General features: G+C 37.8%; 20 protein-coding genes. 11 read left to right on the top strand and 9 right to left on the bottom strand.

Annotated features, from left to right (window positions below; all coding sequences use genetic code 11):
• The first annotated feature begins 531 nt into the window (after nucleotides 1-531).
• From JHC30_07580 to JHC30_07570, 3 genes are all read left to right on the top strand, one after another.
• Nucleotides 532-1,830: a hypothetical protein gene (locus JHC30_07580; protein MCI4464008.1), complete on the top strand. Its 1,299-nt coding sequence runs from the start codon at nucleotides 532-534 to the stop codon at nucleotides 1,828-1,830.
• 57 nt (nucleotides 1,831-1,887) lie between these two features.
• Entirely contained in the window at nucleotides 1,888-3,555 is a 1,668-nt protein-coding gene (locus JHC30_07575; GenBank protein ID MCI4464007.1) for an extracellular solute-binding protein, read from the top strand.
• Nucleotides 3,556-3,761: 206 nt separating this feature from the next.
• The gene (locus JHC30_07570) at nucleotides 3,762-5,444 is read left to right on the top strand and encodes an extracellular solute-binding protein (GenBank protein ID MCI4464006.1); all 1,683 of its coding nucleotides are present in this window, start codon (nucleotides 3,762-3,764) and stop codon (nucleotides 5,442-5,444) included.
• A gap of 459 nt (nucleotides 5,445-5,903) precedes the next feature.
• On the opposite strand, the gene JHC30_07565 is transcribed toward JHC30_07570, so the two are convergent.
• The 8 genes from JHC30_07565 to JHC30_07530 all read right to left on the bottom strand — a co-directional run bounded on the left by JHC30_07565 (nucleotide 5,904) and on the right by JHC30_07530 (nucleotide 13,282).
• The gene (locus tag JHC30_07565) at nucleotides 5,904-6,740 is read right to left on the bottom strand and encodes a carbohydrate ABC transporter permease (GenBank protein ID MCI4464005.1); all 837 of its coding nucleotides are present in this window, start codon (nucleotides 6,738-6,740) and stop codon (nucleotides 5,904-5,906) included.
• On the bottom strand, nucleotides 6,737-7,678 hold the full coding sequence (locus JHC30_07560; GenBank protein MCI4464004.1) for a sugar ABC transporter permease: 942 nt from the start codon (nucleotides 7,676-7,678) through the stop codon (nucleotides 6,737-6,739). The genes JHC30_07565 and JHC30_07560 overlap by 4 nt, the downstream gene beginning before the upstream one ends.
• Nucleotides 7,679-7,732: 54 nt before the next feature.
• A complete protein-coding gene (locus tag JHC30_07555) occupies nucleotides 7,733-8,686 on the bottom strand; it encodes a hypothetical protein (GenBank protein ID MCI4464003.1) in 954 nt (317 codons plus the stop codon).
• 1 nt (nucleotide 8,687) lies between these two features.
• Nucleotides 8,688-10,997 carry a hypothetical protein gene (locus JHC30_07550; GenBank protein MCI4464002.1) on the bottom strand — a complete coding sequence of 770 codons (2,310 nt, stop codon included), beginning with the start codon at nucleotides 10,995-10,997 and terminating at the stop codon, nucleotides 8,688-8,690.
• 64 nt (nucleotides 10,998-11,061) lie between these two features.
• A complete protein-coding gene (udk, locus tag JHC30_07545) occupies nucleotides 11,062-11,682 on the bottom strand; it encodes a uridine kinase (protein ID MCI4464001.1) in 621 nt (206 codons plus the stop codon).
• On the bottom strand, nucleotides 11,683-12,261 hold the full coding sequence (locus JHC30_07540) for a GTPase domain-containing protein (protein MCI4464000.1): 579 nt from the start codon (nucleotides 12,259-12,261) through the stop codon (nucleotides 11,683-11,685).
• Between the two features lie 9 nt (nucleotides 12,262-12,270).
• On the bottom strand, nucleotides 12,271-12,756 hold the full coding sequence (locus JHC30_07535) for a roadblock/LC7 domain-containing protein (GenBank protein MCI4463999.1): 486 nt from the start codon (nucleotides 12,754-12,756) through the stop codon (nucleotides 12,271-12,273).
• A gap of 1 nt (nucleotide 12,757) precedes the next feature.
• Complete coding sequence (locus JHC30_07530; GenBank protein ID MCI4463998.1) at nucleotides 12,758-13,282, bottom strand: DUF4388 domain-containing protein; 525 nt, start codon at nucleotides 13,280-13,282, stop codon at nucleotides 12,758-12,760.
• A gap of 100 nt (nucleotides 13,283-13,382) precedes the next feature.
• Between JHC30_07530 and JHC30_07525 the strand changes: the two genes are divergently transcribed.
• The gene (locus JHC30_07525; protein MCI4463997.1) at nucleotides 13,383-14,747 is read left to right on the top strand and encodes an aminopeptidase; all 1,365 of its coding nucleotides are present in this window, start codon (nucleotides 13,383-13,385) and stop codon (nucleotides 14,745-14,747) included.
• Between the two features lie 43 nt (nucleotides 14,748-14,790).
• Here the strand turns inward: JHC30_07525 and JHC30_07520 are convergent, their stop codons facing one another.
• Complete coding sequence (locus JHC30_07520; protein MCI4463996.1) at nucleotides 14,791-15,423, bottom strand: class II aldolase/adducin family protein; 633 nt, start codon at nucleotides 15,421-15,423, stop codon at nucleotides 14,791-14,793.
• Nucleotides 15,424-15,498: 75 nt separating this feature from the next.
• Between JHC30_07520 and JHC30_07515 the strand changes: the two genes are divergently transcribed.
• Genes JHC30_07515 through JHC30_07485 form a run of 7 tightly spaced genes read left to right on the top strand, consistent with a single transcriptional unit; the run spans nucleotide 15,499 to nucleotide 21,657 of the window.
• Nucleotides 15,499-16,269 (top strand): type III pantothenate kinase, encoded by a 771-nt coding sequence (locus tag JHC30_07515; protein ID MCI4463995.1) that lies wholly within the window; start codon nucleotides 15,499-15,501, stop codon nucleotides 16,267-16,269.
• A complete protein-coding gene (locus tag JHC30_07510; protein ID MCI4463994.1) occupies nucleotides 16,253-17,233 on the top strand; it encodes a tRNA-dihydrouridine synthase in 981 nt (326 codons plus the stop codon). The genes JHC30_07515 and JHC30_07510 overlap by 17 nt, the downstream gene beginning before the upstream one ends.
• A gap of 2 nt (nucleotides 17,234-17,235) precedes the next feature.
• Nucleotides 17,236-17,727, top strand: a complete 492-nt coding sequence (gene greA, locus JHC30_07505) for a transcription elongation factor GreA (GenBank protein MCI4463993.1) — start codon at nucleotides 17,236-17,238, stop codon at nucleotides 17,725-17,727.
• A gap of 1 nt (nucleotide 17,728) precedes the next feature.
• Complete coding sequence (gene lysS / locus JHC30_07500) at nucleotides 17,729-19,219, top strand: lysine--tRNA ligase (protein MCI4463992.1); 1,491 nt, start codon at nucleotides 17,729-17,731, stop codon at nucleotides 19,217-19,219.
• A complete protein-coding gene (gene radA / locus JHC30_07495) occupies nucleotides 19,200-20,525 on the top strand; it encodes a DNA repair protein RadA (protein MCI4463991.1) in 1,326 nt (441 codons plus the stop codon). Before lysS ends, radA begins: the two co-directional genes overlap by 20 nt.
• A complete protein-coding gene (gene ispD / locus JHC30_07490) occupies nucleotides 20,525-21,193 on the top strand; it encodes a 2-C-methyl-D-erythritol 4-phosphate cytidylyltransferase (GenBank protein MCI4463990.1) in 669 nt (222 codons plus the stop codon). Before radA ends, ispD begins: the two co-directional genes overlap by 1 nt.
• Nucleotides 21,178-21,657 carry a 2-C-methyl-D-erythritol 2,4-cyclodiphosphate synthase gene (locus JHC30_07485; protein MCI4463989.1) on the top strand — a complete coding sequence of 160 codons (480 nt, stop codon included), beginning with the start codon at nucleotides 21,178-21,180 and terminating at the stop codon, nucleotides 21,655-21,657. Before ispD ends, JHC30_07485 begins: the two co-directional genes overlap by 16 nt.
• The last annotated feature ends 186 nt before the right edge of the window (nucleotides 21,658-21,843 follow it).

The raw sequence follows: 21,843 nt of genomic DNA, 5'->3' as shown, positions 1-21,843 counted from the left end.
AGAAAATTGTAAAAGAAGAAGGCGTAAAGAACGGCTGGGTTCAGTACGACTAACTTTAAAGAGTTTCTTTATTATAATGATTGCGGGGGTTCTTTATGGTGTTGGATTCACGCAAAAGTAAATTAAAGATTCCTGGGATGCTGTATATTTTTGTTTCGTTTGTTCCATGGATTGTTTATTGGATTTTATGCGGATTGGGGAATGCCTATGGGATTGCTATCTCGTTATTAATATCTCTTTTGCTTTTAATTCCTCAAGTTCAAAAGAGAGATTTCAATTGTTTTTATTTCTGGGGTTGAGAATGTAAGCGGGCTTTAGGAAAAAGGACCTATAACATATCTTTTAAGAGAACTTGAACTTAGCAAGGAGGAAACTCCTTTCCAAAAACGACTCAGATTAATGTCTTCTCTAATATTTGGAGACACCTTTTAATATATGCTTAAAGTTACATAAAGACATATTTTCTCTTGACAGGAACTTGTTTTAGTGTATAATTTATGCTCTAAACATTTGAGAAAAGGAAGTGATAATATGAGAATAGGTTTTTACGGTGGAGTAAGAGAAATTGGCGGTAACATAATTCTTATGGAGTCTAACGGTGTCGGAATTGTTTTTGACTTTGGAAGGCGATTCCCAACATCGCAAGTATTCTTTAACGATACAATAAAGGGGAGACCAGAAAAAGGTTTTGAAGACTATGTTGATTTGGGAGAGATGCCTCCTTTTAGAGGATTTTATAAGAGGGAGTTACCAGAATCAAAGAGTCTGCCCATTGAAATTGGCGGGATGTTTTTCTCTCATGCTCACCTCGACCACATAGGGCAAATTTGCTACCAGAGTGATTCTCTTAAGAAGTATATGACAAGAGGGACATTTGCAACCTTAAGTTACTTTGTCGATAAAGGAATTGTAGAATGCATGCCTGAGAATATCGAAATTATCGATGGAAAAACTGTTGAGGTAGGAGATTTTAAAATTACCCCTTACTTTATTGATCATGATGTGCCAGGTGCTGTTGCCTATTTTGTAGAAACGCCCAAAGGTCTTGTAATCTACACAGGAGATATTTATTTCAAAGGAATAAAAAGGGACCTTTCTTTTAAATTTGTTGAGTATGCAAAGTCTCTTAAGCCCTACATTCTTATAACTGAAGGCACACGCATCGGCTGGAACGGTATCCTGAGCAACACCGAAGATGAACTCAAAGAACAGATTAAAGAAGTTGCAAATATCTTCAAAGGACTTATTATAGGGAATGTTTACGAGATTCATCTTGCTCGTATCCAGACATTTTTTAATGCTTCAATCGAACTTGGTAAGAATTTTATAATCCATGAAGACTATGCAAATACGCTTCTCAAATATGGCGAATTTGATACAATTGCAACTAAAATATTAAATTCCCAAAATACTTTTGTCTATGCACCTTTTGGAAGCAAACTTAACTTGCCCAAAGAAAAATACATTACAAAAGAAGATTTAGTTTCAAATCAGGTTAACGAAATTTTACTTTTGAATTTTGCTCACATAACAGAACTTCTTGATATAAATCCTGTTTCTGGTTCTGCATACATAATGTCAGGTGGAGAGCCACTTTCTTCTGTTGATCCTGCAAACACCAAGATTCTTGAAAACTGGCTTTCAAAATTTAACCTTCCTTTATTTAGAATCCACTCGCCTGGGCATGCCTCCGAAACCGAAGTCCTTTGGATGGCAAAGGAAATAAATCCAGAGATACTTCTCCCGATTCATACCCAGATCCCTGAGCGGTTTAATGTGGTGCATAACAATGTAATTATTCTTGAAAAGGGTGTATTGACTGAGTTTTAGATAGTAGTATAATTTTAATGCCATGGGAAAAACCCAAATTTTGAAAGGAGGTAGAGTATGAAAAAACTGATTGCAGTACTTGCAATCGTAGTAATGCTCTTTACATTCGTTAGAATTGTTCCAACAGTTTCTGCAGAGAATGTAAAGACTGTTGTAGTTTATGTTGGAAAGACTCAAGCAACAATCGATGGGAAATCAACAACTCTTGACCAGGCTCCTGTTGTAGTTAATGGTAGAACAATGGTCCCTATTAGATTTGTATCTGAAGCACTTGGTGCAACAGTTGACTGGAACAACGCAACCCGTGAAGCAACAATAAAGCTTCTTGGTAACACTATTGTTCTTAAGATTGACTCTCCTACAGCAACAGTTAATGGTTACACTGTCTATCTTGATGCACCAGCAACAGTCGTGAAATCAACTGGAAGGACTGTTGTCCCTCTAAGATTTGTTTCCGATTCACTTGGTGCAGATGTAACATGGAATGCAACTGATAAGTCAGTTACTGTAAAATTCTCAGAAGACTGGATTAAGAACCCAACAGAAATTACCTTCTGGCATGCAATGCAAGCAGCCCTTGGACAGGCACTTACAAAACTCATTGATGAGTTCAACGCAACTCACCCAAGATACAAGATTGTCCAAACAGCCATTGCAAACTACACATCCTTACAGCAAAAAACAACTGCTGCACTTGCATCAGGGCAGCCACCAGTAATAACCCAGGCATATGAAAACTGGGTTGCAAACTACATGCTTGGAAACCTTCTCACTCCAATGGAAAAGTTTGTAAAAGATCCATCAATGGGTCTTTCACAGGCAGATATCAATGATTTCTTCCCAATTATGTGGAAAGATGGCTATTTACCTGATGGAAAAATGTGGATGTTCCCGTTTAACAAGAGCGTTGATGTTATGTACTACAACGTTGACATGCTTAAAGAGGCAGGATTTGATCATCCTCCAAAGACATGGGATGAGTTTGCAACAATGGTAAAAGCACTTACAAAATCTGATGGCTCACAGTGGGGTTGTTCAGTAGGTGGAGATGTTGACCTCTGGTACTCAATGGTTTATGCATGGGGTGGAAAGGTTCTTACAGATGATTTTAGAAATGTACTGTTCGATAAAGATCCTAATGCCCTTAAAGCAGTTGAATTTATGAACGACCTTTACAAGAATGGTTATATCCACTTTACAACAGGTTATAACTATCAGACTGACTTTGGTAACAAGAAGTGCGGATTTGTATTTGCATCTGTTGCATCCTACACATATATTGACCAGGCAGTTGCAGGAAAATTCAAATGGGCAGAAGCACCGATCCCTGCAGGTCCAAAGGGTCAGTACACTGCAATGTATGGGACCAATGTTGTTATCTTTGGAGAGAAATATGCTCCTGAGGTAAAGCGTGGCGCATGGGAGTTTGTAAAGTGGTTTGATGCACCATATCAAACTGCAAGATGGTCAATTGATACAGGATACCTTCCTGTAAGACAGTCTGCGCTCAATCTCCCTGTATTTAAGCAATTCCTTTCTGATCATCCTGAAAGAAAAGCAGGATTTGACTCACTTAACTTTGCTCTTGTTGAGCCACCAACAAAAGAATGGAACCAGGCAAGGTCTGACATCGGCGCTGAACTTCAGAAAATATACTTACAGAAGATTTCTCCTGCAGATGGTATTAAAGAACTTGGACTAAAGATGAGGTCTTATATTCATTAAGTTAAAATAGTTAGATTTTTTCATAGCCCCAGCAAATCGCTGGGGCTATTTTATTTATTGTTGAGTAGAATTCTTTAGAATGTTGAGAAAGAACTTCATTTTTATCTTTTTTACAAAATAATTAAATGAAAAGTTTGACTGAGTTTTAGATAGTAGTATAATTTTAATGCCATGGGAAAAACCCAAATTTTGAAAGGAGGTAGAGTATGAAAAAACTGATTGCAGTACTTGCAATCGTAGTAATGCTCTTTACATTCGTTAGAATTGTTCCAACAGTTTCTGCAGAGAATGTAAAGACTGTTGTAGTTTATGTTGGAAAGACTCAAGCAACAATCGATGGGAAATCAACAACTCTTGACCAGGCTCCTGTTGTAGTTAATGGTAGAACAATGGTCCCTATTAGATTTGTATCTGAAGCACTTGGTGCAACAGTTGACTGGAACAACGCAACCCGTGAAGCAACAATAAAGCTTCTTGGTAACACTATTGTTCTTAAGATTGACTCTCCTACAGCAACAGTTAATGGTTACACTGTCTATCTTGATGCACCAGCAACAGTCGTGAAATCAACTGGAAGGACTGTTGTCCCTCTAAGATTTGTTTCCGATTCACTTGGTGCAGATGTAACATGGAATGCAACTGATAAGTCAGTTACTGTAAAATTCTCAGAAGACTGGATTAAGAACCCAACAGAAATTACCTTCTGGCATGCAATGCAAGCAGCCCTTGGACAGGCACTTACAAAACTCATTGATGAGTTCAACGCAACTCACCCAAGATACAAGATTGTCCAAACAGCCATTGCAAACTACACATCCTTACAGCAAAAAACAACTGCTGCACTTGCATCAGGGCAGCCACCAGTAATAACCCAGGCATATGAAAACTGGGTTGCAAACTACATGCTTGGAAACCTTCTCACTCCAATGGAAAAGTTTGTAAAAGATCCATCAATGGGTCTTTCACAGGCAGATATCAATGATTTCTTCCCAATTATGTGGAAAGATGGCTATTTACCTGATGGAAAAATGTGGATGTTCCCGTTTAACAAGAGCGTTGATGTTATGTACTACAACGTTGACATGCTTAAAGAGGCAGGATTTGATCATCCTCCAAAGACATGGGATGAGTTTGCAACAATGGTAAAGGCACTTACAAAACCCGACGGATCACAATGGGGTGCCTCACTTGGAATGAGTTCTTCTGATGCGATTGTTGATATCTGGTACTCTATGGTCTATGAATGGGGTGGAAAAGTTCTTACGGATGATTATAAAAATGTTCTTTTTGACAAAGATCCAAACGCTCTTGCACCAGTTAAGTTCCTTAATGAGTTATATAAGAATGGATATATTCATTTCACGAACGGATATGATTATCAGTCAGACTTTGGGAATAAAAAATGTGCATTTGTTTTTGGAAGTGTAGTGGGGTATACATATATTAACCAGGCAGTTGGTGGTAGATTTACATGGGCACAAGCACCAATTCCTGCTGGTCCAAAGGGACAATATGCGCCACTTTCAGGAGCAAATGTTGTGATTTTTGGCAATAAATATAACCCTGAAGAAGTTAGAGGTGCATGGGAGTTTGTAAAATGGTTTACTTCAACTTATCAAACCGCAAGGTGGTCAATAGATACTGCATATCTACCGGTAAGAAAGAGTGCTTTGGAATTGCCTTTGTTAAAAGATTTTATACAAAATCATCCCGAAAGAAGAGCAGGATTTGATGAATTGCCAAACGCCTTAATAGAGCCTGTTTCTAGGGAATGGACCCAGGCTTATGTCGACATTGGAGCTGAGTTACAGAAAATTTTCCTTCAGAAGATTTCACCTGAAGATGGTTATAAAGAACTCGGACAAAAATTAAGATCTTATATTCATTAATCTGAATTTTAGGTAAATCGTTTTGCCCCAGCAAACCGCTGGGGCTATTTTTATTTCCGCAAATTTTATAAACTAAACTTGGTAACCTTTATTTTCTTTAGAAGACAAACTTGTTTTTGTGAATCCAGAAGAGATCTATCAATTTAATAAACTTTGCAATTTGATTTCAGAGAGCATTTTCTAAATAAAGTGTAAAGTTACTATATTACTAAAAAAGTTTTTGTAAGAAAACTCTACAATTTATGCAATTGATGCAAACGTGGATAGTAATTTTGAAATCAATTGAGGATTTGACGAATATAGGTACAGTATTCACAAAGACACACGAAAATATGTTGTTTTACTTGAAATGGATCTTTAACTAATAGCCTCATCATAAAATGTTTTCTTTTAGCGATAAAAATTGAAAAAAGGAGGCAATTTGCCTCCTTTGAATTATTGGTATAGTGCTTATTGATTTTATCCCTTGATTGCTCCTCTCGAGATGCCTTCAATGAATTGTGTCTGGAATATGAGAAAGAGTATAAGAACTGGTGCAGTTGCCATTGTTGCTGCGGCTGCAAGTAATTGCCAGTTTGTGCTTTCTGCTCCTATAAATGAGTAAAGTGCAACTTCAAGCGTCATAAATCGAGGGTCTGTGTTTACGATTAGAGGCCACATAAAGGCATTCCAACTTCCAAGGAAAACAAAGAGCGCAAAGGCAAAAAGGGTTGGTCTTATTATCGGAAGAGCGATGTTAAAGAAGAATCTGCCAATGCTACATCCGTCAATTTGGGCTGCTTCCCAGAGTTCATTTGGCAATTGCTTGAATGCCTGTCTTGTCAGGAATATGCCAAATACACTTGCACCAAATGGGAGTATAAGTGCCTGGTATGAGTTTAACCAGTGAAGTCTAAAAAGCGTTAGGTAGTTAGGTATAAGCAAAAGTTCTCCTGGAATCATCATAATGCCTAATATAATCATAAATATTTGATTTTTCCAGGGGAACTTAAGTTTTGCAAATGCGAATCCTGCAAGTGAAGAGTTGAATAATGAAAGAAGTGTAGTTGAAAGTGCAACAAACAGTGTATTAAAAATGTATCTCGTCCATGGAACGCCTTGAGGGTTGGAGTTCCACATATCGACATAATTTTTCCATTGGAAATCAGGTAAGAGTTTTGGTGGATACGCAAAAAGATTTTCAGGTTTACTTAGAGAGGTTACTATCATCCAGTAGAAAGGAAACACCATTATTATTGTTGCAATTGCAAGAATAAGGTATGTAAAGAAATAAGACTTCTTAAGATTTATCTTCATGATTCTCCCTCCGAACCTTCAGAGTAAAAGACTCTTCTTCCTGTGACTCTAAATTGTATTAGAGTAATTGTGAAGATGATTCCAAAAAGTACGACTGCAATAGCACTTGCAAATCCGGAGTGCCAATACTGGAACGCTTCCCTGTATAGCATGTATCCAATTGTTGTAGTTGAGTTGTAGGGTCCTCCCTGGGTAAGAACAAGGACAGGTGTAAACATTCTAAACGAACTAATAAGTGAAATTATGAATATGTAGAAAGTTGTAGGCGAAAGAAGAGGCCAGGTAACATGGCGGAATACTCCCCATTGGTTTGCACCATCAATTTCTGCAGCCTCTTGAAGTTCCTTTGAGACGGCTGTTAGTCCTGCCATAAATAGTATTGTAGAATAACCGAGTTCATGCCATACATTGTAAATTACAATTGCAAAAAGTGCGCTTGGAAAACCATTAAGCCATGGAGACGGTGGCAAGTGGAGCATTTTTAAAATAGAGTTTAGGATACCGTAATCAGGATGGAAAATCCATTCCCATACGATTGATGTTGCAACGAGTGGAGTAACATATGCAACAAAAATACCAAGCCTAAAGAAACTCCTAAACTTTATCGGCTTCATAAGAAGTGTTGCAAGGAAGAGTGAAAGTGCCATACTAATTGGAACATTAAGGGCAACATATTCAAGTGTAACGAGTGCAGCGTGCCAAAAGTCTGTTGATGTAGGAGGTTTTATTAATAGATTTATGTAGTTTTGTAAGCCAATAAATGTCTTTCCACCAATCATACTCCAATCAAAAAGTGAAAGGTAGAAGACATAAATAGTTGGGAATATTGCAAATACGCCAAGAATGATTAGGGCAGGTGTTATGAAACCATAACTTGTTATGTACTCAAGTATGGTCCTTCTTCTTTTTAATCCTGCAAGTACTTGTGCTTCTTTCATAGTTCAACTCCTTTCGGAATATTTTATCATTTTTTGGTGTTTTAGCAAAGTTTTTTAAGGTGTAACGCAATGACTTAGATCCCATTCAAAAAGTGCATTTAATGTATTTATTACATCAGTATTGTAAGTAAATAGTGCAGTTTCTCTTTCGTTATCAAAAGAAGGACTTGTAAAGTTATTTGAACCAATGTAGGCAAATGTATCGTCAATAATGAATGTCTTTGCGTGTATATATGGATTTGGAAGTGCAAGAACCGAATCTCCAAGATCTTTCTTTGTATCTGCTGCGTATGAGGATGGCATTAGAATTTTTACATCAACTCCTTTATCCTTTTGGTCCTTTAGGATTTTTATAATCGATGGGTCGCTTATGCTTTGCTCCCAGATCTTTATGCTTTTCTTTGCACTTTTGAGGGCGCTTTCAACCTTTGTCCTCGAATCAATGGGGCTTATAAGGACATTAGGGTTATCATTTGTAAAGTCAGTTCTTTCCCAATCGGCGTAGAATAGCGATTTCAGTGTTAAGACCTCATCCTTGTCGAAAGTTACAAGTCCAAAATCCCTGTTTTTTGTAAAACTTGAAGAGGTAAAGTTACCCGAAAGGACTATTGCTTCTGTATCATCGATTACGACATACTTTGCGTGTGTGAGGAAGAATTGAGGATTAGCCCACCTTACATCAATTCCATAGATCCTGAAGAGGTCTCTTATATCGAAGTTTTGGGTTTCTGCCTGGTATGGTGCTTCCTCTAGGATAACTTTTACTTCAACGCCACTTTTTGCAAGGTTTATTATTGTTGGAATAAAGTCAAAATCACTAATGCTATACATATTTATGAGAAGTTCCTTCTTTGCATTCATAAATTCGTTTAGTATTGCTTGCTTTCCAGAGAAAGGCTCTGTTATAAGTATTTCGTTTCCGTTTTGGGAAGAAATAGAATCCAAACTACCCAAAAAAGATACTGCTAAAATTATGAAAGCGACAATAAAAACCTTCAATTTTTTCATTTTAACCTCCCAGGGTTATTCGAATTTGCTGTGTTACATCATTCCATTCAACTTTTGCACCGAAGGTCTCAGAAATGAATCTAATGGGGACGAATGTCCTTCCATTTGTAATTTCAGGAACGACTTTAAGGTTATCCCTGTCAATTGGTGTTTGCGTCCCGTTTACAAGCGCATAAGGGCTTCCTATTTTTAGAATGATGTTTTTATCCTTATATTTTATTGTAACCTCTTTTGTTTTGTCGTTCCAACCTACATCTGCACCGAATGCCTCACTTATAACCCTAACAGGAACCATTGTCCTCCCGTTTTTAATGTATGGTGGTGCTTCAATTGTCTTCTTTTCACCGTTTACAATAACCTCGTTTTTACCTACAGTTAAAATTACTTCAACCGTGGTTTCAAAACTGTATCTGAATAACCCACCTGAAGAAGTTAGTGCAAACAAACTTCCAGACTTTCCGTAGTAAAAATCAGGCGTTAAAAATACATTTACAACATATCTGTTTGTCATTCCACTTCCAATGTTTTCATAACTTAAACCTTTATTTTTTGTTATGTATATGTTTCCGTAGGTAGTTCCAGAGGCACCCCAGGCACCAACAACCATAAAGCCATCCTGTGTGTAGTTGGGTGATATTGCTGCTCCATCTGCCCAGGTTGTTCCAAGGTCGTAAACGCCCATAAAAGTATTACCTCTGTCGTAGGAAATAAATTCGCCACCTGCAGTACCAACAAGGACAAGTCCGTCCTGAAGGAAGGTCTTTGAGATATCAAAGCCTGTTATGCTTAGACCCCAGAATTTGTTATTGCCAATTTCTTTGAATGTTTTTCCGTAATCATCCGAGCGATATAGATTACCACCATTTGTTGCAACGAAGAGGTATTGCCCTGCGCCTTTTATAAAATTGATATTTACATCGTATGGCGGAAGAGAATCAATATGTTTTGGGCTTTGTAAGGTTACGTCAGTTACCCAGAGCCCTCTGTTTTTAGTTCCAATAAATATATTTCCGTTGTATTCGTATATTACCCCAATGGAATCATTTTTAAAGACATCTTTTTTATTAAATGTTATGCCTCCATCAGTGGAAGCAAATATGCCTTCACCTAATGTGCCAACAAGGATTGTCCCATTTGAAAGTTCACATATAGAAAGTATTTGATGCGAATCAAGGTTGCCTGTGCTTGCGAAAGTTTTTCCGCCATCCTTTGATACATAAAGTCCATTATTTGCAGTTCCAAGGTAAATTGTTTTATTTGTGTCATATTTTGGGGAAAATGCCATTGTTGTTGTGTTTACATTAGCAATTCCTTTATTTGCAAGCGCAAAAGTTTTTGTTTCAAGGTCAAACTTTATAATGCCGTATTCGTAAGAAGCAATAAATACATATTTTTCATTTGCATCAAAGTTGAGGTTTGTTGAAGGGTATGGAATTTGGTATTCACTGTAGTTTCCGTTTTTCTTTACATAGAGTGTCCCCGTTCTTTTGAGTGCATAAAGATTTGAGGAATCAGTAACTTTGACTGCAATTATTTTGGTTCCTGGAAGTTCATTATTGAATGTTTTAAGATCTTTTGTAAGATAGATACCATCGCCGAGTGTTGAGAGTGCAACCACATCTTTTGTACAAGAAATGCTTGTAATTGGTGAGTTTGCTTTAAAAAGTTGTGTTTTTGTATCGTTAATTTTAAAAAGCTCGCCGTATTCTGTTCCAACATAGTAGTTGTCGTTATAACTTGCAATCGCTGTTACATAATCTGATGTGAATTTTGCGATAGTCTTCCAGGTTTTTGTAGAAGTGTCATTTTTCATTATAAGATTTGTGTTCAGGACTTTGCCATCATCCCTTTTTTCAAAACTTACACCACATGCAAGCAATGTGTTTGTGACTGGGTCTGATGTGATTAGAGTTACATAGGTTGCATCAATTCCCATTTGGTACGGGGAGAAGCTTTTTCCAAAATCGCTTGTTTTAAAAACACCATCTTTAGTTGCGATATAAACGGTTGAATCTTTTGAGAAATCTTTTGACAGAGTAAAGTCAAGTACACCTTCAAGCGTTAGATTGAATCCTACATTTATGGGTATATTTGCGAAGCTTGTTCCACCGTTATTTGAGTAGTAGAAGGAACTTGTTGACCCAGCAAAAAGCGTTGAATCATTTGAGAAATTTGGAGATAAAACAACCTTGTCGATTTCGCCGCCGTCAATACCCGTAGGCTTTGTCCATGTAGGATTTGCTCCATTTGCGGGTTTTGATAGCCCAAACAATACTAACAGAACTAAAATAAAAATTAAAATCTTTTTCATCCTACCTCCTTAATCTTTATATTACGGGCATATATTTTACGACAAAAATTTGAAAATGAGAAATCTAATGCTCACTTATAATTGATTTAATCTTTGCTAAAATGATATCCATTGCAATTTCGTTTTTGCCGCCTCGAGGGATAATGATGTCTGCAAATTGCTTTGTTGGCTCTACAAACTGGATATGCATTGGTCTTACAGTTTCGAGATACTGATTTATAACTGATTTTAATGTCCTTCCTCTCTCAAGAACATCTCGTTCTATTCTCCTTATGATTCGGACATCAGGGTCTGTATCCACAAAAATCTTAATCGAGAATATATCTCTTATTTCATCGTAATAGAAAAGAAGGATCCCCTCGACTATGATGATAGGTTTTGGATAAACATCCTCAAATTCCCCCGTCCTTGCATATTTTTCAAATGAATAAACAGGAATTTTTACAGGGATTCCATGTTTTAAGTCTTCAAGGTGCTTTTTTAGAAGTTCGATATCAAAAATAGATGGGTGGTCGTAGTTGAGTTTCTTTCTCTCCTCAAGCGTCAAATCCGGGAAATCCTTATAATACGAATCCATCGAGATTATGGCGGTTTTATCTTTGCCAAGGGATTTTTGAATCATCTTTGCAACAGTTGTTTTCCCCGAGCCGCTTCCACCTGCAATGCCTATAAAAGTTGGTTTCATTTATGCTTTTTGAACAACGAGTTTTGTAATTGCCTTAAGTGTCTCCATCACATTTATGCCTTGCTCTGCAATTGCTTCAAAGTATTGGTATTTGTTATCTTTGTTGAGATCTGCCTGTAATTCTTCAATGGATAGGATGTTGGGTAGGTCCCTTTTGTTATATTGAAGAATAATTGGCATGGTTTCAACATCTTCGCCAAATTCTAAGAGGTTATCTATCATATCCTGGAAGCTATCGATGTTTTCTTGACGCTTCTCGATTTGAGAATCAGCAACAAACACGATGCCGTCTGTTGCTCTTAGGACAGACTTTCTTGTTAACTTGTATATGTACTGTCCAGGGACGGTATAAAGGCTCAGTCTTATAGTAAATCCTTTTATGCTTCCCAATTCAAGTGGTAGGAAGTCAAAAAATAGTGTCCTTTCGGTTTCTGTTGCAATACTTGTAAAATCACCTTTTACTTTTTCCGGAATTGTTGAATAGATATGTCTCAAGTTTGTAGTCTTGCCGCTCATTGCAGGACCATAATATACTATCTTAAAAGAAATTTCTCTCTTTGCGAAGTTTATGGTACTCATCTTTTCTCCTTAGAATAAATCTTCAATGTCCTTTTCTACATCCTCATTTATTACTTTTTGTGTTTGACTCTCTGCTCTCTTTTCTGCCTCTTCTATTATGGGTTTTATTTCTGTTCCTGTTTTCTTTGCCCAGAATCTTATTGCACCAATGGGCAATTTGTTGTCAAAAATCATTGCAAGGAGCGCGTTTTGTGTAATAAGTGAAATGTGAATGTTTGTTTCCTGCCCCTGGTGGAAAGTAATAGTGAATTCCTTTTCGCCTAAAAGCCTTGCAAGTTCATTTGTTGCAGAAAAAACACCTGCAGCAAGCGCTGATATGTTTTGGGCAACATCTGAAGTGATGTCGCCACTTTTTGCAAGAAGTTCTCCACTTTTGTTAAGCAAAACTATGTCTCTTGCCTCTGACTCTGAAAGAAATTCGCCAAAGAGTTCTTCAATTTTTTTGAGTTCCTCTTCACTAAGCACAATTTGTACTTTTGAAAGTCTTCCTTCCATCCTATCCTCCTAAAGTAACTATTTCTTTCTGTAAAAGTCCTTTAAGTATTTCCAAAAACTTTACATAACTCATAGACATCTGCTCCATTATATTAGAAATGGGTGTCCCATCCAATATGTATTTTAACAATTTTATTTCATCTTTTGAAAGTTCTACACCTTCCTTATCATTTTTACTGTTCGGAACCATTTTTGTTGTTTTTGTAATTTGTTTAATGATGTCGAAATTTTCTTCTCTCAGACTAATCCCCGTTGCTATAATGTCAAATATGTTTTTTCTTATCGTTCTTGGGGGGAGGACGATGTTTGTAATAAAGGAGAACTGACCGTTAATTTCAAGGAAAACATCAAGAATAGCCTCTTCTCCAATTGAGTAAGGACCATTTGCATGGACAATCTCACCGTTCGAAAAGTAAATACCATACATTCCCATGACTCCATCGACTTCGAGTTTGCCAGACTTATTGCTTGTAGAGATGCTCTGGATTATCTCCTCCAGCTTAAAGTCACTTAAGTTTCCCTGCATCGTTATTTCCTCTTTCCCTTTTTTAATATAATACGAAAATTTTATTTAAATGCAAATCAAGATATAATAGAAAGTAATAAAAATTTTTAAGGAGGTTAAAATGGAACTTAAGTATTCAACAAAAAACGCATGGGAAATCCTTAGCCCAGAAGATGTCAATAGTTTTAGTGATTCATACAAAGATTTCATAAGCAAGGCAAAAACGGAAAGAGAGGCAGTAAAGTATTTAAAGAGTCTTGCAGAAAGTTTTGGTTTTGTCGATTTGTTTAATGCTACAACTTCTCACGGTAAATTCTATGCAATAAATGATAACAAAAACATACTTCTCATAAGAGACGGCGAACTAAGCGCAGAACACGGTTTTAATTTTGTTTTTGCCCATATTGATTCCCCGCGGATCGACATCAAGCAAAACCCTCTCTACGAAGGCGCTGATGTTGTTATGTTTAAAACCCACTATTATGGTGGCATTAAGAAATACCAGTGGGTTACAATTCCTCTTGCGCTTCACGGTGTTATAATCCTCAAGGACGGGACGAAGTTGGAAGTAAGTATTGGCGAGAACGAAGATGACCCAGTTTTTGTTATTTCGGATTTGCTCCCACATCTTGCAAGAAAGCAGATGGAACAGAACGCAAGGGAAGTTATCCAGGGTGAGGCACTTGACCCAATTGTTGGAAGTATTCCTGATAAAGAAGTGGATAAAGAGAAGTTCAAGACTGCAATACTAAAACTCCTCCACGAAAAATATGGCATTGTTGAAGAAGATTTCATTAGTTCGGAATTGACTCTTGTCCCTGCAGGCAAGGCAAGGGATGTTGGCTTTGATAGAGGTGCAATTGCATCGTATGGTCATGATGATAGGATCTGCGGTTTTACAGGCGCAAAGGCACTTTTTGATGCCGTAACTCCAAAAAGAACAATCGGAGTTATGCTATTCGACAAGGAAGAAATTGGAAGTGATGGCATTACCGGTGCACAATCAGATTTTCTTGATTATGCAGTTGAAAAGTATCTAAACCTGAAAGGGATAAAGGATGTTTCAGTAAGGGAAGTGCTCCACAGGTCTTATGGTCTATCTGCCGATGTTAATGCTGCAGTTGACCCACTTTACAGGGATGTTTTTGATGAACAGAATTCTCCTATTTTTGGACATGGCGTTGTTGTAACCAAATATACTGGCTCTGGTGGAAAATACTCTGCATCTGATGCATCTGCAGAACTCGTCTTTAAGGTTAGGAAACTCTTTAATGAAATGGGTGTGCCATGGCAAATTGGCGAACTTGGAAAAGTTGATGTTGGTGGCGGCGGAACGGTTGCAAAATTTATGGCAAATAGAGGTATTCAAGTGCTTGATGTTGGTCCTGCACTTCTTTCGATGCACGCTCCATTTGAACTTGCTTCAAAAGTCGACCTTTACTCCTCATATCTTGGATACAAAGCATTCCTTGAAAAATTTGAATAATATCAATTGATGGTATTGAGGGGGCGAAAGCCCCCATATTTTTTTAAAGGCCTCTTTTTTTCTTTAATTCAAGCAGGTTTTGAAGTTTATCTTGCGGGATGGGTTTTGCACCACCAAGCATATTTGCAACAGTTAACATCTTGCAGAGGTTTTCGAGTTCTTCCATCCTTCTAAAGGCTCTTTCAAGCGTATCACCAACTGTAAGCGCACCATGATTTGCAAGCAGAAGGGCATTATGGTCTTGAATTGCTTTGCCTATGTTTTCTGCAAGTTCTTTTGATGATGTTATCTCGTAAGGAATTACAGGAACATCTCCCAAGATGAGGGTAGATTCTTCATGAACATCGTTAGGAATCGGATAATTTGCAATAGCAAACCCCGTTGCATATGGAGGGTGTGCATGTATTATTGCATTAACATCGCTTCTAACTTTGTAGATTTTTATATGAAACAAGATTTCAGTTGATGGCTTTCCCTCGCCTTCAAGCACATTTCCACTGAAGTCTATTACAAGGATGTCCGAGTAGTCAAGTTCATCTTTTGGAACCCCTGATGGCGTTATATAGATGTATTCTTCATCTCTTACTGAGAAATTTCCACCGTAACTTCCATTAAGTTCATGTTCGTAAAGTCTTTTTCCTATGTTTGCAATTTCTTCCTTAATTTGTCGTTTCATCTTAACCACCTTTCTTAACAGGATAATTATACCAAAATAATAAATTTGTGTAAAATAGAGGGTTAGGAGGTTTGTATGGTTATAACGATAGATATAGGAAATACGAATATAGTGTTTGGTTTTTTTGAGAGAGGGATGCTTTTGAATACTTTGAGGATTGTAACAGATAGCGGAAGGACATCCGACGAGTATAGACTTCTTATTTCGCAATTTATGAGGGAGGAAAAACTTCACGGAAATGTCGATGATGTAATTGTATCTTCTGTTGTTCCCTCTCTTACGCCTGTATTTAGAGCAGTCGCAAGGAAATTGTCGAATAAGGAAGCGATTTTAGTAAATTCTGACTTGCCTTTGGGGATAAAATTTGATGTAGAAGAGCCAAGATTTGTCGGTGCTGATAGAATTTGTGATATTTTTGAAGCACATAAACTATTTCCAAACGAAAACGCTGTAACTGTAGACTTTGGAACAGCGACAACATTTTCAGTTATCACTAAAGATGGAAGATTTGTTGGAGGACCAATAACAATTGGTGTGCTTCCTGCTTCAACAGAATTATTCAGGAAAACTGCTCAACTTCCAAGAATAGAACTTGTAAAACCAAAAAGCGCCATAGGAAAGAATACGGTTGAAGAAATGCAGTCAGGTGTTATTAATGGATTTGGTGGTCTTGTTGACAGGCTTATAGAACTCATTGAAGAAGAACTCGGCGAAAAGGTTCGTGTTATTGGGACCGGGGGTATTTCGCATGTTATGGAAGGAGTTGCAAGAAGGATTGAAATGTTTGATAAACTTTTAACCGTGAAGGGTATTTACAGTATTTACGAGTATGTTAGAGGAATTTAAGATAGGAAACATATATATAGAAATGCCGATTTTCCTTGCTCCACTTGCTGGGTATACTGATTCGCCTTTCCGTATGCTTGTTAGGTCTTTTGGTGCAGGGCTTGTTTTTACAGAGATGGTCTCCGTTATGGGAATAAAGTATAAAGACAATAATACGCTTTCCCTTTTAAGGTTTCACAAGAGCGAACATCCTATTTTTGTACAGCTTTTTGGCTCTGATATAGATGCCTTTAAAAATGCAACTGATTTTGTTACTCAACTTGGTTTTGATGGGATTGATATAAATGCAGGGTGTCCTGTTCCTAAAATTGTAAAAGATGGCTCAGGCTCAGCACTTTTAAAAGACCTTCCGAAACTATCAAAGATAGTCCATACAGTTAAGTCTTCAACTAACTTGCCAGTTTCCCTGAAAGTAAGAAAAGGTTTCTATAAAGGAGAGAATGTCCTTAAAGAGGTTTTAAAGATTGCAGAGGATGAGGGTTTATCTTTTTTAACAGTTCATAGTATTACAACAGAAGAAGGCTTTAATAAGGAAAGTGAAGATTGGGAGGCAATTAGAGAACTTGTTTCTTATTCCAAAATTCCTATTGTTGCAAATGGTGGCGTTGATAGCGTTGAAGATGTGAAGGCACTATTTGAAAAAACAAAAGCGCCATTTGTTATGGTCGGCAGGGCAACTCTTGGTAGGCCATGGTTTTTGAAATCAGCCTTTGAATTTTTGAAAGGCTTTTCTAAAATAGATATTCCAAATAAAGAAAAAATAGATATAATAGTAAGACATATAGAACTGGAAGTTGAATTTTTAGGAGAAGAAAAAGGTATAGTTGAGATGAGAAAGTTTTTGGTTAAATACGCAAGAGGGCTTAAGAAAGCAAGCGAATTTAGAAGATATGTGAATAAATTAAAATCAAAGGAAGAAGCAATAGCCCTTGTAAGGGCTTTTTTTGATGAAATGGAGGATTAAAAATGGAAGAACAAGTAGAAGGCAGGATTCAGATTTCAAGGAATGGTTATGAAGAACTCAAAAAAGAGTTAGAGTTCAGGAAAACTGTAAAGCGCCAGGAAATTTCAGAAAGGATTAAACAGGCAATTGCATTCGGAGACCTTTCTGAGAATTCCGAGTACGACTCTGCAAAACAGGAACAGGCAGAAAACGAAAGTAGAATTGCAGAATTAGAGGCAATCCTCTCAAGGGCAGAGGTAATAGACGAGGATGCAGTTGAGACTGACAAGGTAAATATCGGTTGTGTTGTTGAGCTTAAGAACCTTTCCACAGGAAAAGTTGTTAAATACTATATCGTTGGACCTGCGGAGTCTAATCCTGACGAAGGAAAAATTTCATCAGCCTCTCCTGTGGGGCGTGGGCTCATAGGACACAAAGCAGGCGAAATAGTCGAAATACAGGTTCCAAAAGGGACAGTGCGTTACAAGATTTTAAAGATAAAGAAGGGTGAGTAGGATGGAACTTCCCAACCTAAATGAGGTAGAACAAAAAAGGGCAGAATTAGTAAAATTTCTAAAGGCTTCAGGAGTTGACCCTTACGGCAGAAGATTCATTACGCCATTCTATAATAGTTATCTTAAGGAGCATTTTGATGAACTTATTGACAAGCCTGTTGAGGCGCGTGGTCGTATAATGGCGATAAGAGGTCACGGCAAGGCAAGTTTCGTAGTCCTTCGTGATTTTTCGGGAGACATCCAACTTTATTTTAGACTTGATAACCTTGGAGAGGAAAAGTACAACTTCTTTAAGAAAGCAATTGATATTGGTGACTTTATTGGCGTAAAAGGGAAGCTTTTTAAGACCCACACTGGTGAAATCACGATTGAGGTTACCGATTTTGAGCTTCTTACAAAGGCTATAAAGGTCCTTCCCGAGAAGTATCACGGACTTAAAGATCCTGAACTCCGTTATAGAAGGCGTTATCTCGACCTCATTGCAAATAGAGATGTTTTGGAAACTTTTGTTAAGAGAAGTAAGATTATCCAGAAAATTAGGGAAGTTTTCAATCGGGAAGGATTTATAGAAGTTGAAACACCAATGTTACAGCCTATTCCTGGCGGTGCTTCCGCAAGACCATTTGTAACTTACTATAATGCACTCGATCAGGAGATGTACTTGAGGATTGCACCAGAACTTTACCTTAAAAGGCTAATTGTTGGTGGATTTGAGAAGGTTTACGAGATAAACAGAAACTTTAGAAATGAAGGCATATCCACTAAACACAATCCAGAGTTTACTATGCTTGAAGCCTACTGGGCTTATGCTGATTATACGGATGTTATGAACTTCGTTGAAAACCTTCTTTACGAAGTTGCAGTCTCTATTAACGGCACTCCAAAGGTGACATTTTTGGGAAACGAAATTGATTTTACTCCTCCTTTTAGAAGAATTAAGTTTGATGATGCCCTCAAGGAATATGCAGGTGTTTCCCTTGAAGAGTTGAGAGACTTAAGCAACGCACAGAATATCCTTAGCCGTCTTGGTATAAAGATGGACAAGCCTTTAACTGTTGGAAACCTTATAAATGAAGTATTTGACAAAAAAGTTGAAGAGCATCTAATTCAGCCTACATTTGTTTATGAGTTCCCAATTGAAATCTCTCCGCTTGCAAAGAGGACTGCCTATGATCCTCATATGGTCGATAGGTTTGAGCTTTTCATTGGAGGTCTTGAACTTGCAAATGCATTCTCAGAGTTAAATGACCCAGAAGACCAGTACGAAAGATTCTACGAGCAGATGGAAGCAAAGAAAAAAGGTGATGTCGAAGCGCAGGACATGGATATGGATTACATCGAGGCAATGGAATACGGGCTTCCTCCAACAGGTGGTCTTGGCATTGGCATCGATAGGCTCGTTATGATTCTAACAGGCAAGGATTCCATAAGAGAAGTGATTCTTTTCCCACAACTAAAGAAGAAAGAGGTTAATGAAAAAGAAGAAGAGTAGCGGATATGTTTGTTCCGTTTGCGGATATAAGTCGGCAGTCCCGTTGGGGAAATGTCCGCAGTGTGGTTCCTGGAATTCCTTTGTTGAAGTTGGTGATACTGAAAATAGCGAAATAAATGTCCTTACACTTGAAGAACATACAAAAGAATCTTTTGAAAGAATAAAAACAGGCATTAACGAGTTTGATAGGGTCCTTGGCGGTGGTATCGTCAGGGGCTCTATTATTTTAATAGGTGGAGAGCCTGGTATAGGAAAGTCAACTCTTATTCTTGAGGTCCTTGATAGGATTGGAAAATTAGGCTCAGTTCTCTATGTTTCGGGTGAGGAATCTCCAACTCAAATTATGATGAGGGCAGAAAGGCTTGGGATTCACAACAAAAATATCGAACTTCTTACCGAACAGGATATCGATATTATAAAAGAGGTTACCCTTTCGAGGAAGCCCCTTCTTCTTGTTGTCGACTCCATACAGACAGTTTTCTCAAAGGATGTTGAGGGAGCTCAGGGCAACATAAACCAGGTTAAGGAGTGTACCCGTATCCTTATCGAAATTGCAAAAAAGCATGGGATCCCTGTAATCCTTATTGGTCATGTCACCAAAGAAGGGACAATTGCAGGACCAAAGACAATCGAGCATATGGTTGATGGCGTTTTTTACATAGACGGGACAAGAAACGATATTTTAAGGCTTTTTAGAGGCGTTAAGAACCGTTTTGGCACAACAAATGAAGTTGGCTTTTTTGAGATGGGTGAGGCAGGGCTTGTTGAAGTTGCAAACCCTTCTCTTGAATTTTTATCAGGCGCATCGCTCAAGGAAGGTTCTGTTATAACATCGTCATTAGAGGGAAGCCTTCCAATTTTTTTTGAGGTGCAGTCACTTGTAACACCAACTATTTTTCCTATCCCAAGAAGGGTTGCAAGTGGAATTGACTATAACAGACTTTTGCTTCTCATTGCAATTATTGAAAAAAGACTTCGAATAAAACTTGGCGGTTTTGATATCTATGTTAATGTGGTTGGTGGCTTTAAGCCCGACGACAGGACAAATGACCTTGCGTTTGCATTATCAATAGTCTCTTCCTATTACGAAAGGAAAATGATGGAGAAATCAGTTGTGCTCGGTGAATTGGGGCTTTCAGGCGAGGTAAGGCCCACTGTTGGAGTTGAGAGGATGGTAAAGCAAGGCAAGTCTCTTGGCTTTGAAAACTTTATACTCCCAAAATTTTTTGAAGGCAAACTCAAGGTAGACGGAGTGAATTTGTACTTCGTTTCAACAATAGAAGAAGCAAAGGAGATTGCTTTCTAATGGATGCAAGTGCGGTTATTGTTGCAGCGGGAAAATCAGTTCGGGCAAACGGTGTCGATAAGAATTTCATAAAGATTTATGGGAAATACATAGTTGAATTTTCGATTGAAGTATTTTCAAAAGTCTCAAACATAAAAGAGATAATCCTTGTTCTAAACGATGACAATTTTCCAAAGGGTGAAGAACTTTTAAGAAAATATCCAGCACTAAAACTTGTAAAAGGTGGTGCATTTCGTGCTCAATCCGTTAAAAACGGTGTTGGGTTTGCAAGATTTGATTTAGTGCTCGTTCATGATGGGGCAAGACCATTTATAACAAAAAATTTAGTTCAATCAATTTTTGAGAACCTTGAGGAGTTTAATTGCGTCATACCGGTTCTTCCAGTTAGGCAAACCGTAAAAGAAGTTGAAAATGGCTTTGTAAAGAGAACACTTGACCGAACAAAACTTTTTGAGGTGCAAACGCCCGAGGGCTTTAAAAGAGATGTTCTTCTAAAACTTTATGACAAATTTGAGATTTCAGAGCAAATTTTTGATGAATCTATCCTCTTTGAGATGGCAAATATTCCTGTAAAAGTTGTTTCAGGGCTTCACGAAAACTTCAAGATCACAACGCCTTTTGATATATTTTTAGCTGAGCTTATGGCAAAGACATGGAAATACGAATAGGTATAGGGTATGATTCTCATAGATTTGTAAAAGGAAGGCCTCTTTATCTTGGTGGGGTTGAGATCCCCTATGATATGGGGTTGTTAGGGCACTCAGATGGTGATGCACTAATCCATGCAATTATTGATGCAATTTTAGGTGCACTTTCTAAAGGTGACATTGGCAGGATGTTCCCCGATAAAGACCCAAGATTTTATGGCATAAGAAGTACAGAACTTTTAAAAGAAGTAAAAATTATTCTGGATACGCATAATGCAAAGATAATAAATATCGATTCGGTTGTTATCCTGGAAGAACCAAAAATTGCACCTTACACTCAGTCTATGGCTCATTGTATTGCTTCGATTTTAGGTATAGAGGAACACAGGGTTTCCATTAAAGGCAAGACAAACGAGGGCATGGGCTTTATTGGTGCAAAAGAAGGCATTGTTGCCATTGCAACTGTCATAGTTGAGATAGGGTAACTGAAGTAGCGAGGCATCTCCTACTCAATCGAAGGGGTTAAAAGACCCCCTTTTTTCGAACTTTCCCACAAAGAGACTTAAAATTTTTTGGGTTGAGTTGGAGGAGGGGACTCATCCCTCCTCCATTTATTGTCATGTCGAACGAAGTGAGACATCTCCCCCGTTAATGCCTTTATTATTGTCTCA

The organism is Caldisericum sp. (assembly GCA_022759145.1).
In the GTDB taxonomy this organism is placed as follows: Bacteria; Caldisericota; Caldisericia; order Caldisericales; family Caldisericaceae; genus Caldisericum.
This window is presented reverse-complemented; position numbering and strand designations above follow the sequence as displayed.